This window comes from Enterococcus sp. DIV0421, from assembly GCF_051713745.1.
Taxonomy (GTDB): domain Bacteria; phylum Bacillota; class Bacilli; order Lactobacillales; family Enterococcaceae; genus Enterococcus_D; species Enterococcus_D casseliflavus.
The window spans coordinates 1,004,484-1,022,405 of record NZ_JBIOQM010000001.1 but is presented as its reverse complement, the minus strand read 5'-3'; the positions used below and the strand labels follow the sequence as shown (position 1 = coordinate 1,022,405).

Sequence of the window (17,922 nt, the reverse complement as noted above, 5' to 3'; positions counted from 1 at the left end):
TTATGATTAACCAGCAACCCCCTGCCAAACTACGGTCTGACAGGGGGTTGTATTTTTTTACATTTTGTCACCTAAAAATGCGTCATTTAAGCGATAGATCTTTGAGGGACGCCCGATGCCGACGGGCTTTTCGCCAACTTCCGTAAAATATTGGAGCATGGATTTTTTAAAGTTGGAATGATCGATCATTTTAAAATCGATCCCTAAAAACTTGGCGAATACTTTACGGGCTTCCGTGATCGTAAAGTCTTTGCCTAACACGAGCAGCACTTGTGGCTCGTGTTCCATCTTGTTGGCAACCCGTTTGAAAGCTTTGAGGATGATCGCGCTGTGGTCAAAAGCCAACGTATCTTTTCCAACAGAGGCGCCAGTCACTAGGTCAAGAATGATCTCGATCTCGCCGCTGGTCAAATAAATTTGATTGGCTTTTCTTTCTAAAGAGAACCAGCGTACTTGGTTCGCATCGTCACCGGCACTTAAGGGTTCTTCACCGATAAAAGCCAAATAGCTGACGGTGATCACCCAACCGCGAGGATCGCGATCTGGGGTGCTGAAGGTATGCAGCTGTTCGATGTTTTGCTTGGAGATGGTGACCCCGATCTCTTCTTGCGTCTCACGGATCACACTTTGCCCCGTCGATTCATTGGGATTGACGAAGCCTCCCGGCAATGCCCAAGAATTACGGAAAGGGTGGCCTTTTCTTTGGATCAGCGCAATTTTTAATTGTTCTTCTTCTTTGTTGTAACACATCAAAACCATATCGACGGTTACGGAAGGTTTCTCGTATTTCGGCTGATCTTGCGCCTGATACCATGTAAGAAACTCTGCTTCTGACGCTTCTTTTTCATAGTAGTGTTTTTCAGCTGATTTTGAGGTAAATTCTTTCATTGGTTTCTCCTGCCTTAGATAAAGTAAGTAGCTGAACGCGACGGTTTTCCTTAACGGAAAAAATAAGGAACGATCAAATTAAGGAAAAATAATGCGAGATAAAGCCAAGAAGACGGCGGGTGTTCTTTGAGTGCTGAATAGCCCCAAAGAGCGATCCAGAGCAAAAAAAGCACACGGAGGACTGCCATCGCTGTTGCAAAGAGCGCAGCATAATCATGGCTATTGAAGTACGCAAACAAAAAGGGGTAACTTGTGGTTGAAAAAAGCAAGTGTCCCACAGAAAGCACAGTTAAAAGCAAAAAATGCTGTTTGTTTTTTCGAGTCATAGCGTTCCTTTCTATAAGTGAAGTCTTCCTCATTATAGCAAAAGAAGCACCTGTTAATCAAAGACCGTCTGCAAGAAGCTTTTTCAGATCCTTTTTCTCAAAAAAAGCAATAAATGACTAGAAATGCTGCTGAAAAGGCACGAAATAGGTATACTAGAGGAAAGAAGGTGAGCCGCAGAGAATTCTTTCGAGAGGGGGGACAAAGAGGTGAAGACAATCAAGTTTCTCGTTTTTCTATTGCTGTTGTTGATCATTAGTGGCTGTACCCGTTTCCGTCAGCTGCAAGAGCAGCCGACGGATTTGATGGTTGGGCAAAGTGTCAATCGAATCCCTGCCGATACGTTTATGGGGCCCCCATTCCCTCAACAAGCAACCCTTCGTCTGGAAGTGGAAATCAGCACAGCAACATCCGGACGCTTCAAACTGTACAATCATTCCGATCAGAGGGTGATCTACGACAACTATTTTGCAGTGGATGTTTTCGAGGGGGATGAATGGCGGGAACTCCTTTTTAAAGAAGACGTGGTTTTTCAAGACATCGGTCTTTATGCCTCTGCCCACAGTCAAACAACTTTATTAATCAATTGGTCGGAGTATTTTGGCACCTTGTCGAAAGGAACCTATCGCTTGATCAAAGAAGTGACCATTGAAGAAGAGGGACCACAAACGCTGATGATAGAATTTATGATCGAATAATCGCTAGTTGCCGCTTGGAAGACACAAAACGATCAGAAAAAAGAAGCAACTCCCTCACTAGCACCCTTTGTATCTAAGCAAGATTCTTCCCCTAGAACATTGAAGTGAACGGCTATCTGCGCTATGATAACTAGTAGAAGAGAAATGCTCAAATCTGCTGGTTTATTTGCTGCGTGTTAAGGACCAAAACGATTCCTTTGTTCCTTGTAGACCATGGAAAAAGGTCTTAGGTTATCCGCTTTTTTGATTAAAATTATAGCATTTTTGGGTTGCGAACTGTATACTACCTAAGTATACACTTTACTAGTGAAAAGGAGGACTTGCGTCCATGGCTGAAAAAGAAACATTCTATATTACGACGCCAATTTATTATCCAAGCGGCAAGCTGCATATCGGGAATTCTTACACGACGATCGCTTGTGATGCGGTAGCACGATACAAACGATTGATGGGCTTTGATGTCTTTTATTTGACGGGTGTCGATGAGCACGGTCAAAAAATTGAGAAAAAAGCAGAAGAACTTGGCGTAGATCCGCAAGAATACGTCGACAAAATGGCAGCTGACGTCAAGAAACTATGGAACACACTAGACATCAGTTACGATAAATTTATCCGCACAACGGATGATTACCATAAAAAAGCTGTTCAAAAAATCTTCCAGCAATTGCTTGATCAAGGAGATATCTATCTTGGTGAATATGAAGGGTGGTATTCCGTTTCTGATGAAGAATACTTTACTGAAACGCAATTAGCAGAAGTTTACCGAGATGAAGAAGGCAAAGTCATCGGCGGTAAAGCGCCAAGCGGTCATGAGGTAGAATTGGTGAAGGAATCTTCTTATTTCTTCCGCATGAGCAAATATGCCGATCGTTTGGTTGAATACTATGATGAGCACCCCGAGTTCATTCAACCAGAATCACGTAAAAATGAAATGCTGAATAATTTCATCAAACCAGGGTTAGAAGACCTGGCTGTTTCCAGAACGACCTTTAAATGGGGCATTCCAGTCACTGCTAGCCCTGAACACGTGGTGTATGTGTGGATCGATGCGTTATCCAACTATATTACGGCATTGGGCTATGGCTCAGACGACGATTCCTTGTTCCAAAAATATTGGCCAGCTGACGTGCATATGGTTGGGAAAGAAATCGTGCGTTTCCATACAATCTATTGGCCAATCATGCTGATGGCATTAGACTTGCCATTGCCGAAAAAAATCTTTGGTCATGGCTGGTTGATGATGAAAGACGGCAAGATGTCGAAATCTAAAGGCAATGTCGTTTATCCAGAAATGTTAGTGGAGCGCTACAGTTTAGATGCGTTGCGTTATTACCTCTTACGGGCGGTTCCTTTTGGTAGCGATGGTGTATTTACACCAGAAGATTTCGTTTCTCGTTTGAACTACGATCTAGCCAATGACTTAGGCAACCTGTTGAATCGGACGATCGCTATGATCAATAAATATTGTGATGGCTTAGTCCCAGATTATGCCTCAAAAGTGACGCCTTTTGATAGCGAGCTGTCAACGACTGCGGCCAATGTGGTTGGTCGTTACCATGAAGCCATGGATAAAATGGAATTCAGTACGGCATTGTCAGAAGTTTGGACATTGATCTCCCGTGCCAACAAATACATTGACGAAACTCAACCATGGGTATTAGCCAAAGAAGAAGAAAAGCGTGCTGAATTAAACAGTGTAATGGTTCATTTAGCGGAAAGCTTACGCATCGTTGCGATCTTATTGCAACCGGTGATGACAGAAACACCAGCCAATATTTTCCAACAATTAGGATTGGCTTCTGTTGCCATGGATCTGAAAGATTTACGCTTTGGTGAATTTCCAAGCGGTACGAAAGTCGTTGCCAAAGGCACACCGATTTTCCCTCGTTTGGAACTTGAAACAGAAGTAGCCTACATCCAAAAGAAAATGGCTGAAGGGACGCAAAGTCCAGAAGAAACAGTCAAATGGAATCCAGAAGAAACCACATTGCAATCCGAAAAAGCCGAGATCAAATACGAAGACTTCGACAAGATCGAATTAAAAGTGGCAGAAGTCGTTGACTGTCAAAAAGTCAAAGGCGCCGACAAGTTGCTGCAATTCCGCTTAGCTGCGGGAGATGATCAAGATCGTCAAATTTTATCGGGGATCGCTGAATTTTATCCAGAACCGCAAGATTTGATCGGTAAAAAAGTCGTGATCGTTGCTAACTTGAAACCGCGGAAAATGCGGGGACAAGTCAGCCAAGGAATGATCCTTTCAGCAGAAGACAATGACGGTCGTCTGCAAATCGTGGAAGCACCAAAAGGCATGCCAAACGGTTCGATCATCGCCTGATTCTTAGGAGAAATCCTTCTGCTAGTTTCAGCAAAATTAAAATTGCCAGACCTGAAAAGTTTTTGTATAATGTAGGTTATTGACATGAACATGAGGGAGTAATTGGCGGATTTTATCTGCGGCAGTATCACCATCCTGAAAGAAATTTCTGGTGCTGTCTTAAACAGTGAGACTTATGTATGCTTAGACAGTGCATACATAAGTCTATTTTTTTTCATATCATGTACAATAAAGGAAGAGTAAATATAAAAGGAGGAGAAACATGTCAGAAGAAAACAAAAAGGAACAGCTATCGCAGGCGTTTTATGCGCAAGAAGCGCAGCATGTTCTGGAAGAAATGCAAACAGATGCCAATGGATTAACGAACGATGAAGCACAAAAACGCTTATCTGAGTACGGTCCCAACGAATTAGAAGAAGGCAAAAAGAAATCGATGGTACAAAAATTCTTTGAACAATTCAAAGATTTAATGATCATTGTTTTGCTAGCGGCGGCGATTATCTCAGCAGTCGTTTCCCATGAAGTCGTGGACTCAATTATTATTTTAGCAGTTGTCATTATCAACGCGATCATGGGTGTCGTTCAAGAGGCGAAGGCGGAGCAGGCGATCGAAGCACTAAGAGAAATGTCTACACCAAATGCCAATGTGTTGCGTAATGGTCATACCGTCACCATCAAGAGCGATGAATTGGTGCCGGGGGATATTGTCCTATTAGAAGCTGGAGATGTCGTACCGGCAGATTTACGCCTTTTAGAAGCAAGTTCTTTAAAAATTGAAGAAGCTGCTTTGACCGGTGAGTCCGTACCAGTCGAAAAAGAATTGACCGTCATCGAAGGGACGGATGTCGGTATCGGCGATCGCGTCAATATGGCATATTCAAACAGTAATGTGACCTATGGCCGCGGCAAAGGGGTCGTGGTCAATACAGGGATGGGAACTGAAGTTGGGAAAATCGCTGGCATGCTGGCTAGCGCCCAAGAAACCGAAACACCATTGAAGCGTAACTTAAATGAACTAGGAAAATTCCTGACGATCGCCATCATTATCATTGCAGTGATCATGTTCTTTGTTGGAACGATCTTTAACAATACGTCATGGGTCGACATGCTATTGACTTCGATCTCATTAGCAGTAGCGGCGATCCCAGAAGGGCTGCCAGCGATCGTAACGATCATCTTAGCCTTAGGTACGCAAGTAATGGCGAAACGAAATGCAGTGATCCGTAAATTGCCAGCGGTTGAAACCCTTGGGGCAACCGATATTATCGCTTCTGATAAAACTGGTACGTTGACGTTGAATCAAATGACCGTGGAAAAATTGTATGTCAATGACAAGCAACATGCTGCTTCAGAAGATATTCCGTTAGACAACATGGCATTAAAAGTCATGAACTTTGCCAATGATACAAAATTTGGTGAAGAAGGCAACTTGATCGGTGATCCGACTGAGACCGCATTGGTGCAATTCGGGATGGATCAAGGATTCCATGTGCGAGATCTTGTCAATCAAGAACCACGGGTAGCAGATCTGCCATTTGATTCTGACCGAAAACTTATGAGTACGATCCACCAACAAGAAGACGGCCGCTATTTAGTTGCTGTCAAAGGCGCACCAGATGTCTTGCTAGGCAGAACCTCAAAAGTACTATTGGACGGCCAAGAGCTGCCGATGACCAATGAAGAAAAAGAAAAAATCTTATTCAACAATACCGATATGGCAAAACAAGCACTGCGGGTATTGGGGATGGCCTACAAATATGTAGACCAAGTACCAGAAAACTTAGAATCAGAAATCGTCGAAAATGATTTGGTCTTTGCTGGCTTAGTCGGAATGATCGACCCAGAACGGGCAGAAGCAGCCGATGCGGTACGTTTAGCCAAAGAAGCTGGGATTCGTCCAATCATGATCACCGGAGACCACCGCGATACAGCTGAAGCCATTGCGGGACGTTTAGGGATCATCAAACCGGGCGATGATGATGCCGTCTTGACTGGCGCTGAACTCAATAAAATGAGCGAAGAAGAGTTTGCCCAAAAGGTAGCGAACTACTCAGTCTATGCACGGGTATCACCTGAACATAAAGTTCGCATCGTCAAAGCTTGGCAACAAGAAGGCAAAGTCGTTGCCATGACTGGTGACGGGGTCAACGATGCACCATCACTGAAGCAAGCCGATATTGGTGTCGGCATGGGGATCACAGGTACCGAAGTTTCTAAAGGTGCTTCCGATATGGTCCTAGCAGATGACAACTTTGCTACGATCGTCGTAGCAGTGGAAGAAGGACGAAAAGTCTTCTCCAATATTCAAAAAGCGATTCAATACTTGCTAGCCGCTAACCTAGGAGAAGTTTTGACCTTGTTCTTAGCAACCTTGTGGGGTTGGGACTCGCTATTGCCGATCCACTTGCTTTGGATCAACCTAGTAACGGATACATTCCCAGCAATTGCTTTAGGAATGGAGCCTGCTGAAAAAGATCTAATGAAACATGCACCGCGGGGACGCAGTTCCAACTTCTTCTCTGGTGGTGTGATGAGCAGTATCATCTACCAAGGGATCTTAGAAGCGGCAACCGTGCTGTTCGTTTATTGGTCAGCGATCCAATGGCCCGTTCACAATACGTACGATGCGATCCATGCCGATGCCTTAACGATGGCCTTTGCCACGTTAGGATTGATGCAGTTGTTCCATGCCTTCAACGTCAAATCGATCCATCAGTCGCTCTTTAAAGTAGGGGCATTTAGAAACAAAGCCTTCAACTGGGCGATCCTGTTGTCCTTTGCGTTGATGCTGGTGATCTTCATCGTGCCAGGATTAAATGATATCTTCCGTGTTGCACACCTTGACTTGTATCAATGGGGCATCGTTTTAGGCGCCTCCTTTGCGATCATTCCAGTCGTTGAGATCGTCAAAGCGATCCAACGAGCAATGGGACGCAAATAAGCCAAAAATAAACGGAAAAACAATCAATGGTCTGCTGTCCTTCTCCCTGGGCAGCAGGCCTTTTTTGCTGGCTTATTTTCGATAAACCCTGCGGCTGTTACTTGACCTTTTCATTTGCAGTAAGAAACGGTAAAATAGGAGATAATAACAAAGAAAGTAGGGGACCCACTGTGCGACCAAACTTAGGTTTTTATGTACAAACAATCAACGATCTTGTCAAAGAAACAGAAGCGATCGGGGAGAAAATGAATCCCAATTATGAAGAGATCCGCAAAGCGATCGACGAGAAGAAAGAAGCCGAGGTAACACCTGAGCGGCTAGCAGAGATTACTAGAATTTTTAAAGAAGGCACGGACAAATACCGTTTGATGCTGGAAAAAATCAGCAAATTACGTCCCCCAGCGAATGTGATGGGGATCCATAAAAAATTCGAGCGGGCGTATATGAAATATGTTGCTGGCTGTGATGAGATGATTTTGAGTCTCGATAACAAAATCGACCAAGAAGCCTTTGATGCGGCAGAAGCCAAGCAAGATGAAGCAACCGACGAAATTTCTTTTGCCATTCAACGGATGACGGCTTTATTGTTAAAAAAATGATAAACATTCAAGTTAAACAAGAGTTATTTAATTTAACTGTTATGTTTTTCACATGTAAAGTTTTTTTATCGGAGGTATAATGAATTCACAACCAACAACCTTTTTATTTTTCATTTTACTCCTTTTGCCATCAGGACTAACCAACCTGATGGTTTTTTTGTGTTTCAAGTGTTTTTTAATGAAACGTTTCCAGCGATAACGGGTTTAGTTTGTGAATAAAATATAAAGGAAAAGCAACAGGGGGTACTGAACTTGCGCTTTTTTGCCGATCAATGCTATACTTAGGGCACTATTAAACGAAATGAGGGATCCTCCATTGAAAAATTAACCAATTTGTTGAAAGCTGCATGAAACTGTTCCTCCAAGGGGATAGTCTGCAGATTTTCAGGATTGGTTGACTTTTTCGATGGGGGATCTTTTTGTGTACCTCTAAAAACTGATTCTGAAAATAGCTTTAGGTCTACTCTATTCCGTGAATAGAGACGAGGTATATTTATGTCGAATATCAGTATTAATCATTTAACTTTTGGCTTTGACAGCCAAGAACGGTTGCTTTTTGAGGATGCCAACTTGAACCTTGATACACAATGGAAATTAGGGTTGATTGGCAGAAATGGTCGCGGCAAAACGACCTTGCTGCGTCTGCTGCTCAATGAATTGCCTTATAGCGGCTCGATCACCCATGAGCAGCAATTCGTTTATTTTCCCTTACCTGTCGCTGACGATAAGCAACTGACGCTTTTTGTTTTACAGGAATCTGGCGAATTTGAGCAGTGGCGTTTGGAACGGGAATTGAACCTGCTGCAGCTTGATCCAGAAGTTCTTTGGCGGCCCTTTGCCACTTTATCTGGCGGAGAGCAAACGAAAGTCCTGTTGGCGCGGTTGTTCGTTGATGAAGAGAATTTTCCTTTGATCGATGAACCAACCAACCATTTGGATGTGACTGCTCGCGAACATGTTGCCCGCTATTTGCAGCAAAAAACCGGGTTTATTGTTGTGAGCCATGATCGACAGTTTGTCGATGAAGTCGTCGATCATGTATTGGCGATCGAAAAAAGCCGCTTGGTGTTGTACAAAGGGAATTATTCAGTCTATGAGCTGCAAAAGCAGCAAAAAGATGCGTATGAGCAAGAACAAAACAGCAAGTTGAAAAAAGAAATCGGTCGTTTGAAGCAGACGGCAGCCGAGAAAGCGGAGTGGTCCCGAGGACGCGAACGGGACAAATTAGGGTCGCCGACCAAAAAAGGCAGCGGGGCAATCTATGATACGGGGGCGATCGGTGCCCGAGCGGCACGGACCATGAAGCGCTCGAAAGCGATCGTTAAACGGATGGAAGATCAAATTCAAGACAAGTCTGCGTTGTTAAAAGACATTGAGTGGATTGATCCTCTGAAAATGACTCCGCTTGTTAGCCATCATGATGTGTTGCTGGAAGCAGAGCATTTTCAGCTCGGCTATGAGAAGCCTTTGTTTAAACCGCTGACGTTTGCGATCCGTCAAAAAGAGCGCTTGGGGATTCAAGGGGCCAACGGATCTGGCAAGTCCAGTTTGATTGCGAGTATTTTAGGTACTTTCGATGGACAGCAGACAGGGACGATCAAAACAGCCCATGGAATCACCATCAGTTATGTCCGACAAAACTACGAGGACAACTGTGGGATGCTGACAGAATTTGCCCAAGAGCATGGCTTGAATTATCAAGATCTGCTAAATAACTTAAAAAAGCTTGGCTTGGAAAGAGCTGTCTTTCAAACGCCGATCCAGCAAATGAGCATGGGGCAGCGTAAACGCGTGGAACTAGCCAAATCATTAGCGACACCAGCAGAATTGTTTATCTGGGATGAACCGCTAAATTATTTGGACGTCTTCAATCAGAAGCAATTAGAGGAAGTGATCCATTTGGTGGAGCCTTCTATGCTAATCATTGAACACGACCGTTATTTTCTTGAGCAAGTTTCAACGAAATTGCTGACGCTGACGGGTGACTGAGGCGAAGGATAGAATGAAAAAGGATGATTGTTTTTTTAATAATCATCCTTTTTTTGTTATTTTAAAAGAAGAAATACTGATGGTCTTAGTAAACAATTACTAAAGGTGCTTTTGGACAAAAAGTCGCGTAAAAATAGTGTTAACATCAATGGATACTAAAGGATTGATAATTTTTACCCGTTTTTCATGAAAATTTTCTAAAAACGTTAAAATGTTCGTGTTTACTGGCTAGAAACTGCGTTGTTTGGCTCATTGTTTTCTCATTAAAAGGTAAATTAATTAAAAATTCTTTCATAATTCCCAATGATTTTTACAAAACATTTACAATAATGGTATCGAATAAAAACATTCGTTTGTTATGATTAAAACCGAATTTCTTTGAGCGTTTGACCGAAACATCAAGAGTTCGTTTTTTTTGTGACTTGAAATGCCAGTCAACTATTCGGAGGAAAAAGAGAAAATGGAGGGGCAGTTTTGATAGAAGTAGTCGGGTTGAAGAAGGTTTTCGATAATAAGTTTGAAGCCTTGAAAGCAGTAGATTTTACAATAGAAAAAGGCGATTTGGTTTGTTTGTTGGGACCAAGTGGTTGTGGGAAATCGACGATATTGAATTTGATCGCGGGGTTGTTGAGTCCCACCGATGGCGATATCCGCTTTAATGGTTCTTCCGTTGTTAAGACCGAGCCAAAAGACCGCAATATCGGGTTTGTTTTTCAGAATTATGCCCTTTATCCCCATATGACTGTTTTAGAAAATGTCATGTTTCCACTGACAGTCGGAGAGAAAAAGATCAAGAAAAACGAAGCGCAGAAAATTGCTGAAAAGTTCATGAAACTGACCAATATTGAAGAGTTAAGTCAGAAAAAACCAGGAACCCTTTCGGGCGGACAGCAGCAACGGGTAGCGATCACGCGTGCCTTGGTGCAAAGTCCAGAAGTCTTACTACTGGATGAACCATTAAGTAACTTAGATGCCCGTTTGCGCTTGAAGATCCGTGAAGAGATCCGTCGGTTAGTCAAAGAAGTGGGCATCACCACGATCTTCGTGACCCATGACCAAGAAGAAGCTCTTTCTATCAGTGATAAGATCATCTTGATGAACGAGGGGATCATTCAACAAAATGATGATCCGCAAAACCTTTACTTAGAACCAAACAATCTTTTTGTAGCGAAATTCATCGGTAATCCAATCATCAACATCTTGCCAGTAGAAGTCAAAGATGGCCAAATGATCCATCCTGCCTTCACTGTACCAGTTGACCGTTTTACTGACCTTCGCTTCAAGAAACCATTAACAGACGGCCAATACACGTTAGGCATTCGTCCAGAAGATGTGCTGACCACCTTGCAAGCAGGTTTGTTCCAAACGGAAGTCAAGAGTGTGGAGCTGATCGGACGAGAACGAATCTTGAACTTTGATCTGGCTGACAAACATATGAAATCGATCGTTAGTATTGAAGAAATCATTGAAGAAGGCGCGCAAGTGTCATTTGATTTTCATTACAAAAAAGCCTTTATCTTTGATGAAAAAGGAGAGCGGGTCTACTAATGTTCAAAAAAAATTATAACCCTGAGAACCAACCGAAAGCATGGCTGTTTTTACTGCCTTCATTGGTCATTATTTTCTTATTCAGTGTATATCCGCTGTTTCGTTCCTTCATCATGAGTTTCCAAAAAGGAACCTTGATTAACCAACAGTATGCTGGGCTTGAGAACTATCAAAGGGTTTTAACGGACCCAGTCTTCTTTCGAGCACTGCAAAATACGGCGCTCTTTGCTTTTGCGGTCGTACCGATCGCGTTGATCCTTTCTTTAGCGATTGCGTGGATCATTTTTGAAAAAGTCAAATACAAAAGTTTTTTTGAAACGATCTTTTTTATGCCTTATGTCACGAGTACGATTGCCATCGGGATCGTGTTTCGCTACTTTTTCAATGGCTCTTACGGGATCATCAACTATTTGTTGAGTCTTGTCGGCATTCCACCAGTCAACTGGCTGGATAATGTCAATATGAGTATGACGACCTTGATCATCTTTGGCGTTTGGACGAGCCTCGCCTTCAACATTATTATCTTGTTGGCAGGAATGCGCAACATCGACAAAGAACACTACAAAATCGCAAAAATGTTTGGCGCCACCGATGGCGAGATTTTTCGGAAAATCACCTTTCCGCAGTTGATCCCGACTTTTGCCTTCTTGTTAACGGTCAATCTGATCAGTGCCTTTAAAGTCTATACTCAAGTATATGCCTTGTTTGGCGGACAGCCAGGGATCGCCCGCAGTGCAACCACGGCAGTCTTTTATATTTATGACAAATTCCATATCGCCGGACGTCCGGGGATTGCAATGGCGGCAACCGTGATCTTGTTTATCATTATTTTGCTCGTCACCTTTATCCAAAATAAACTTTTGAAGAAAGTGGGCGAATAAACGAATGAAAAAAATTGTCACGATTGTTTCGATGCTGTTTTTAGCAATTTTAGCAGTGATCACGCTGTTTCCCTTTGTCTATATGATTTTAGCTGGTCTAATGACCTACAGTGAAGCAACCAGTATTCCACCGACGATCATGTCAGAGTCTTTCCAATGGAGCAACTACGGGGAAGTCTTTACCCGAGCACCGTTTTTACGCTACTTCTTCAATACGGTCTTTGTTTCAGCGGTCACTACCATAGCGACGCTGATCACGGCAATTTTAGCTGCTTTTGCATTAACGAGTCTTGAATTCAAATACAAGCGTCTCGTGATTGGTTTGATGATCTCCTTACTGATGGTTCCATATGAATCCATCATCTTTACCAATTACAATACGATTGCGCGAATGGGCTTATTGAATACGTATAGTGCGTTGATCATTCCCTTTCTGACCAGTATTTTTTACATCTATTATTTAAACGGTTATTTGCAAAGTATTTCCAATACCTTTTACAAAGCGGCCAAAATCGACGGTGCTAGCGATTTGGCTTACATTCGGCGGATTTTGATCCCCATGTCAAAACCAGCCTTGGTGACAGTCGGGATCTTGACTTTCATCTCTAGCTGGAATTCCTTCTTATGGCCGTTGTTAGTGACGAATGAGAAAAAATACCGTCTCTTAAATAATGGATTGGCTGCCTTTACCACAGAAAGCGGCAGTGACGTTCATTTACAAATGGCGGCAGCGACCTTGACCGTCATTCCAATTCTGATCATTTACTTGATCTTTAGAAAAGAAATTATCAAAGGAGTGGCTAAAGATGGCATCAAAGGATAAAACGACGATTACCTTTCATAGCGGGATCTTAACGATTGGAGGGACCGTCATCGAAGTTGCGTACAAAGATGCCCATATCTTTTTTGACTTCGGTTCGGAGTATCATCCAGAAACACCCTTACCAGATGAAGAATTACAAACGTTAGTTGCGCATCGCTGGATACCAGAACTGAAAAATGTCTACGATCCACGCTTAGATTACACGTACCAAGGAAGCGAAACGAAAGAATACCAAGAAACAGCAGTTTTTCTTTCCCACGCCCATCTGGATCATTCCAAGATGATCAACTTTTTAGACCCAAATATTCCTATGTACACCTTGAAGGAAACCAAAGCGATCCTCGAAGTGTTGAATCAAAAAGGGGACTTCTTGCTGCCCGTTCCTCATGAAGAAAAAAGCTTTGTCCGTGAATTGATTGGCTTAGAACCCCATGATGTGATTCGGGTCGGGGAAATCGAAGTCGAGATCATTCCAGTCGATCATGATGCGTACGGTGCGGCAGCTTTGTTGATTCGCACGCCAGATCATTTTATCGCTTATACCGGTGATTTGCGTTTGCATGGCTATCATCCAGAGCGTACCAAAGAATTCTGTCAGTTAGCCAAACACACGGATTTATTGATGATGGAAGGGGTCAGCATCAGCTTTCCAGAAAGAGAACCGGACCCCAAAGCGATCACAGTGGAAAGTGAAACAGAATTGATCGAGACCTTCGTGCGTTTGGTCAAAGAAAGTCCCCAACGACAAATTACTTTCAATGGCTATCCAGCCAATGTCGAGCGCTTTATGGCGCTTGTTGAAGCCGCGCCGCGGACGGTTGTTTTAGAGGCGACGCAAGCTGCTTTGTTGAAAGAAATTTTCAATAAAGATGTACCGTTCTATACGATCGATGATCAAGTACCAGCGACTCTCGATCCAGCCTTCGCGATTTCTTATCAGGCATTATGTGCCGACACGAGCCAGTACCTTTGGCAAGCAGTCGCGCATTTTGAAAACTTGCAGACGGGTGGTTTGTATATTCACAGTGATGCGCAGCCGTTAGGCGATTTTGATCCAGCTTATCAAGTCTTTTTGGATCAATTGGCAGCACTGGAGATCGAATTTGTCCGTTTGCCAAACTCGGGACATGCGAAACCAGCTGATTTAGATCAGATCATTGCATGGATCGAGCCCCAACGATTGGTTCCAATCCATACGCTGAAACCAGAGAATCTGGTGAATCCGTATGGTGAAAGAATATTGCCGCAACGCGGTGAAAAAATTATTTTAGCGTGATAGAGGAGAGGAAAAAATGAAAACAAAGAAACTTGCATTTGCAGCAGCTGCAGCCGCGACATTGGTATTAGGGGCTTGTGGAAACAACAACGATTCATCTGGTTCTACCGAAAGTGATGAAATCGTTACAGAACTAAGCGAAGATACGACTGTCACCTTTTGGCATGCAATGAATGGTGCGCAAGAAGAATCATTGACGAAATTGACCGAGCAATTCATGGACGAAAATCCAAACATCAAGATCGAATTGCAAAATCAATCAAGCTACTCTGATCTGCAAGCAAAGGTAAATTCAACCTTGCCTTCACCAAAAGATCTGCCAACTATCACCCAAGCATATCCTGGTTGGTTATGGAATGCTGCCCAAGATGACATGCTAGTTGACCTTGGCGAATACATCAACGATGATACTATCGGTTGGGGTGACCAAGAAGAGATCCGCAGTGCCCTTTTAGATGGTGCACAAATCGACGGCGTGCAATACGGGATTCCTTTCAACAAATCTACAGAAATGCTGTTTTACAATGCAGACATGTTAGACGAGTATGGTATTGACGTACCAACAAACCTTGAAGAATTAAAAGAAGCTTCTCAAGAAATCTATGAAAAATCAAACGGTGAAGTCGTAGGTGCTGGTTTTGACTCATTAAACAACTACTATGCCATCGCAATGAAAAATCAAGGCGTTGATTTTGACAAAGACTTGCAATTAGACAGCGATGAATCAAAAGAAGTCATCAACTACTACCTAGATGGTGTCAAAGACGGCTACTTCCGAATCGCTGGTTCTGATCAATACTTGTCTGGACCATTTGCCAATGAGCAAGTCGCAATGTATGTCGGCTCAATCGCAGGGGAAGGCTTTGTTAAAAAAGATACCGAAGGCAAATTTGAATATGACGTAGCAGCTCGTCCAGAACCAATCAACTTGCAACAAGGAACTGACTTGTATATGTTCAACAGCGCAACACCAGAGCAACGCACCGCTGCTTTTGAATACATGAAATACCTAACTTCGCCAGAAGCGCAAAAAACATGGGCGATCGATACCGGCTACATGCCAGTTGTTGAATCTGTTTTGGAAAGCGATGAATACAAAAACAATCCTGGAACAAAAGTCGCTGCCAAATTAGAAGATGCAACCAAAGAATTGTTCTCGATCCCAGTGATTGAAAATGCTGATCCTGCTTACAATGAAATGCGTTCAATCATGGAAAACATTTTGTCTAATACAGATCAAGATGTCGATCAATTGATTGAAAACGCGAAACCACAATTAGAAGATGCTTGGAACCAATAATTCTGAATTTCTTCGTCAAAATAGGGTATAATCAGGGAAACACCTGAGAATGAAAGACAAAAGGGTTTGTGCCATAAGGTTTGAAGACACAAGGAAGCAGAAAATGCTGGCTTTCGAGGGTTTTTGACTTATGCGCATGCCCTTTTGGTCTATTGATGGGAAAAGGAGTCTTTTGAATGAAAATCACGTTTTTAGAAACGAGCGATATGCATGGCTATGTCTATCCAACCAATTTTGCCGATGACACGGAACAAGGATTCGGCGTGGCAAAAGTTGCTACCAAAATGAAAGAGCTACGTCAAGCAGCCACCGGACCGGTCGTAACGATCGAAAATGGCGACTTTATCCAAGGCTCGCCCTTAAGCTATTACATCGCCAAAAGCCAGCACTCCGTTGCCGCATTGACCGCTGTCGTCAACCACCTGGACGTTGATGTCCATGTCTTAGGCAATCATGAGTTCAACTACGGTCTGCCTTATTTGCAAGAAGCGATCGCCAGCTACCAAACACCAGTACTCGCAGCGAATATTTTAAATGAAGCGGGAGAACCATTCTTTGGCCAAGCTTATACCATCATTGAAAAAGAAGGGGTAAAGATCGCGATCTTAGGAATGGTGACGCCATATATTCCTCATTGGGAACAGCCTGCGACGATTCGCGGGATGCAGTTTGTCAGCATCGTTGAGACAGCGAAAAACTATGTGCCTTACTTAAGAGAACAAGCCGATATCGTTGTCGTCAGCTACCATGGCGGCTTCGAGCGTGATTTAGTCACTGGAGAACCGACCGAATTATTGACTGGTGAAAATGAGGGCTATCAATTATTGCAGGAAGTCTCAGGAATCGATGCGTTCTTCACAGGACACCAGCACCGTGAGATCGCCACAAAAATCAATGGTGTCCCCGTTGTACAGCCCGGTTATCGTGGAAGCTTTATCGGCGCCATCGAATTGACGGTTGAAAAAAATCAGACAGGGGTTCATGTCACAAACAGTACGGCTGCGTTGATCCCTGTTGCAGATGCTGTCCCAGATCAAGAGACGTTGGCTTTGTTAGCACCCATCGAAGAAGAATTACAAACCTGGCTAGATCAGCCGTTAGGCAAAGTCAGTGGGGATATGCGAATCACCGATCCGATGGGGGCACGCTTGAAAGAGCATCCTTATATTGAATTCATCAATCATGTTCAGATGGCTGCCAGCGGCGCCAAAATTTCTGGTACTGCTCTTTTCAACAATGAAGGCAAAGGCTTTGGCGCAACCATCACGATGCGAGATGTGATCACTAATTATATTTACCCAAATACGTTAGCTGTAGTCAAAATAACAGGTGCCGAATTAAAAGCCGCTTTAGAACAAACGGCGGATTATTTAGCCGTTGTTGACGGTCAGATCGTCTTCAATCCTGCTTTTATTGAGCCAAAACCGCAATATTATAACTACGATATGTATGAAGGCATCGAGTATACGATCGATCTTAGTCAACCCGTCGGTCAGCGAATCACCCGCTTGGACTTTGAAGAAAAAGCCATTGCGATGGATCAAGAATTAGAGATCGTCATTAACCAATACCGTGCAGTAGGTGGTGGCAACTACGCCATGTTTTCTGCCGAAAAAATCGTTCGTGAGATTCAAGTCGATATGACGGAACTGATTGCTGACTATTTAAAACAGCATCCTCAAATCGAAGCTACGACGAATCAAAACTTTCTAGTGACGTTATAACAGTAAAACAGCCTGCGATGAAGGAATCATCGCAGGCTGTTTCTTAATTTTCTACATTGCGTACATAGTCATCAAAGTATTTTACCAAATCCGCTTTGACTTGTTGATAGTCTTCTTCGGAATACTCTTTGTCTTCTAGTTTTGCTTCGAAAAACGGCATGGCCAATTCTTCTCGTAAACGATCCAACACTTGTTCTTGGTTCATAACGTCACCTTTTTCACATTTGATTTGATTTCATCATAACAAATGAAATGAGGCTGTCAATGCTTCGTAAGTGTCTTTCATTTTTTCTAAACGATTTTTTAAAGAAACAAAATCATCGTCATCATGAAAAAGGACTTGTTTTAATTCAAAATAATAGATCTCAAAAGCATCAAAGAAAGCAATGACTTCCGCTGTTTGCAGCTCTTTGGCAGTATCGCAGCGAATATAGGCTTTTTCAGCGATCGCATACGTTTCTGCAGTCGTTAATAGGACCAATGATTCATTGTATTTGCGGCTCGTCACTAGTTCAAAGGTTGATTGACATTTATTGTAGATATTAGAAAAATCTTTGAGCACAAGTTCCTTTGGTGTTTTATCAAACATGGGGGAA

The 17,922-nt window shown here is 43.0% G+C and carries 15 protein-coding genes; 11 read left to right on the top strand and 4 right to left on the bottom strand.

Going from position 1 to position 17,922, the window contains the following annotated elements; genetic code table 11:
* Window positions 1-57 precede the first annotated feature (57 nt).
* A complete protein-coding gene (locus tag IGI96_RS04900; protein WP_005228002.1) occupies window positions 58-888 on the bottom strand; it encodes an NUDIX domain-containing protein in 831 nt (276 codons plus the stop codon).
* Between the two features lie 50 nt (window positions 889-938).
* Entirely contained in the window at window positions 939-1,214 is a 276-nt protein-coding gene (locus tag IGI96_RS04895; RefSeq protein WP_005228003.1) for a hypothetical protein, read from the bottom strand.
* Between the two features lie 207 nt (window positions 1,215-1,421).
* Between IGI96_RS04895 and IGI96_RS04890 the strand changes: the two genes are divergently transcribed.
* The 11 genes from IGI96_RS04890 (at window position 1,422) to IGI96_RS04840 (ending at window position 17,326) form a co-directional block, all read left to right on the top strand.
* Window positions 1,422-1,910, top strand: a complete 489-nt coding sequence (locus IGI96_RS04890; protein WP_086337848.1) for an immunoglobulin-like domain-containing protein — start codon at window positions 1,422-1,424, stop codon at window positions 1,908-1,910.
* A 328-nt stretch (window positions 1,911-2,238) separates the two neighbouring features.
* On the top strand, window positions 2,239-4,245 hold the full coding sequence (metG, locus tag IGI96_RS04885) for a methionine--tRNA ligase (protein ID WP_005228005.1): 2,007 nt from the start codon (window positions 2,239-2,241) through the stop codon (window positions 4,243-4,245).
* 262 nt (window positions 4,246-4,507) lie between these two features.
* On the top strand, window positions 4,508-7,186 hold the full coding sequence (locus IGI96_RS04880; protein WP_005228006.1) for a cation-translocating P-type ATPase: 2,679 nt from the start codon (window positions 4,508-4,510) through the stop codon (window positions 7,184-7,186).
* Between the two features lie 170 nt (window positions 7,187-7,356).
* Complete coding sequence (locus IGI96_RS04875; protein WP_005228008.1) at window positions 7,357-7,785, top strand: hypothetical protein; 429 nt, start codon at window positions 7,357-7,359, stop codon at window positions 7,783-7,785.
* 495 nt (window positions 7,786-8,280) lie between these two features.
* Entirely contained in the window at window positions 8,281-9,774 is a 1,494-nt protein-coding gene (gene abc-f / locus IGI96_RS04870; RefSeq protein ID WP_086337849.1) for a ribosomal protection-like ABC-F family protein, read from the top strand.
* A gap of 474 nt (window positions 9,775-10,248) precedes the next feature.
* Entirely contained in the window at window positions 10,249-11,322 is a 1,074-nt protein-coding gene (locus IGI96_RS04865) for an ABC transporter ATP-binding protein (RefSeq protein ID WP_005228012.1), read from the top strand.
* A complete protein-coding gene (locus IGI96_RS04860; RefSeq protein ID WP_005228014.1) occupies window positions 11,322-12,203 on the top strand; it encodes a carbohydrate ABC transporter permease in 882 nt (293 codons plus the stop codon). Before IGI96_RS04865 ends, IGI96_RS04860 begins: the two co-directional genes overlap by 1 nt.
* A 4-nt stretch (window positions 12,204-12,207) precedes the next feature.
* Window positions 12,208-13,026, top strand: a complete 819-nt coding sequence (locus IGI96_RS04855; protein WP_438784902.1) for a carbohydrate ABC transporter permease — start codon at window positions 12,208-12,210, stop codon at window positions 13,024-13,026.
* Window positions 13,010-14,302, top strand: coding sequence for an MBL fold metallo-hydrolase (locus IGI96_RS04850; protein ID WP_086337850.1), 1,293 nt, complete (start codon window positions 13,010-13,012; stop codon window positions 14,300-14,302). The genes IGI96_RS04855 and IGI96_RS04850 overlap by 17 nt, the downstream gene beginning before the upstream one ends.
* 16 nt (window positions 14,303-14,318) lie before the next feature.
* Window positions 14,319-15,602, top strand: coding sequence for an ABC transporter substrate-binding protein (locus IGI96_RS04845; RefSeq protein ID WP_086337851.1), 1,284 nt, complete (start codon window positions 14,319-14,321; stop codon window positions 15,600-15,602).
* Between the two features lie 176 nt (window positions 15,603-15,778).
* Window positions 15,779-17,326 (top strand): bifunctional metallophosphatase/5'-nucleotidase, encoded by a 1,548-nt coding sequence (locus IGI96_RS04840; protein ID WP_086337852.1) that lies wholly within the window; start codon window positions 15,779-15,781, stop codon window positions 17,324-17,326.
* Window positions 17,327-17,369: 43 nt separating this feature from the next.
* Here IGI96_RS04840 and IGI96_RS04835 read toward each other — a convergent pair whose 3' ends face one another.
* Window positions 17,370-17,531, bottom strand: coding sequence for a hypothetical protein (locus IGI96_RS04835; protein ID WP_005228019.1), 162 nt, complete (start codon window positions 17,529-17,531; stop codon window positions 17,370-17,372).
* Between the two features lie 33 nt (window positions 17,532-17,564).
* Window positions 17,565-17,915: a hypothetical protein gene (locus IGI96_RS04830; protein ID WP_005233740.1), complete on the bottom strand. Its 351-nt coding sequence runs from the start codon at window positions 17,913-17,915 to the stop codon at window positions 17,565-17,567.
* Between the last annotated feature and the right edge of the window lie 7 nt (window positions 17,916-17,922).

Excerpts from the sequence above, each read along its gene's own strand:
- metG (WP_005228005.1), top strand. The coding sequence starts at position 2,239 with ATGGCTGAAAAAGAAACATTCTATATTACGACGCCAATTTATTATCCA.
- abc-f (WP_086337849.1), top strand. The coding sequence starts at position 8,281 with ATGTCGAATATCAGTATTAATCATTTAACTTTTGGCTTTGACAGCCAA.
- IGI96_RS04880 (WP_005228006.1), top strand. The coding sequence starts at position 4,508 with ATGTCAGAAGAAAACAAAAAGGAACAGCTATCGCAGGCGTTTTATGCG.
- IGI96_RS04845 (WP_086337851.1), top strand. The coding sequence starts at position 14,319 with ATGAAAACAAAGAAACTTGCATTTGCAGCAGCTGCAGCCGCGACATTG.
- IGI96_RS04860 (WP_005228014.1), top strand. The coding sequence starts at position 11,322 with ATGTTCAAAAAAAATTATAACCCTGAGAACCAACCGAAAGCATGGCTG.
- IGI96_RS04835 (WP_005228019.1), bottom strand. The coding sequence starts at position 17,531 with ATGAACCAAGAACAAGTGTTGGATCGTTTACGAGAAGAATTGGCCATG.
- IGI96_RS04895 (WP_005228003.1), bottom strand. The coding sequence starts at position 1,214 with ATGACTCGAAAAAACAAACAGCATTTTTTGCTTTTAACTGTGCTTTCT.
- IGI96_RS04840 (WP_086337852.1), top strand. The coding sequence starts at position 15,779 with ATGAAAATCACGTTTTTAGAAACGAGCGATATGCATGGCTATGTCTAT.
- IGI96_RS04855 (WP_438784902.1), top strand. The coding sequence starts at position 12,208 with ATGAAAAAAATTGTCACGATTGTTTCGATGCTGTTTTTAGCAATTTTA.
- IGI96_RS04900 (WP_005228002.1), bottom strand. The coding sequence starts at position 888 with ATGAAAGAATTTACCTCAAAATCAGCTGAAAAACACTACTATGAAAAA.
- IGI96_RS04850 (WP_086337850.1), top strand. The coding sequence starts at position 13,010 with ATGGCATCAAAGGATAAAACGACGATTACCTTTCATAGCGGGATCTTA.
- IGI96_RS04830 (WP_005233740.1), bottom strand. The coding sequence starts at position 17,915 with ATGTTTGATAAAACACCAAAGGAACTTGTGCTCAAAGATTTTTCTAAT.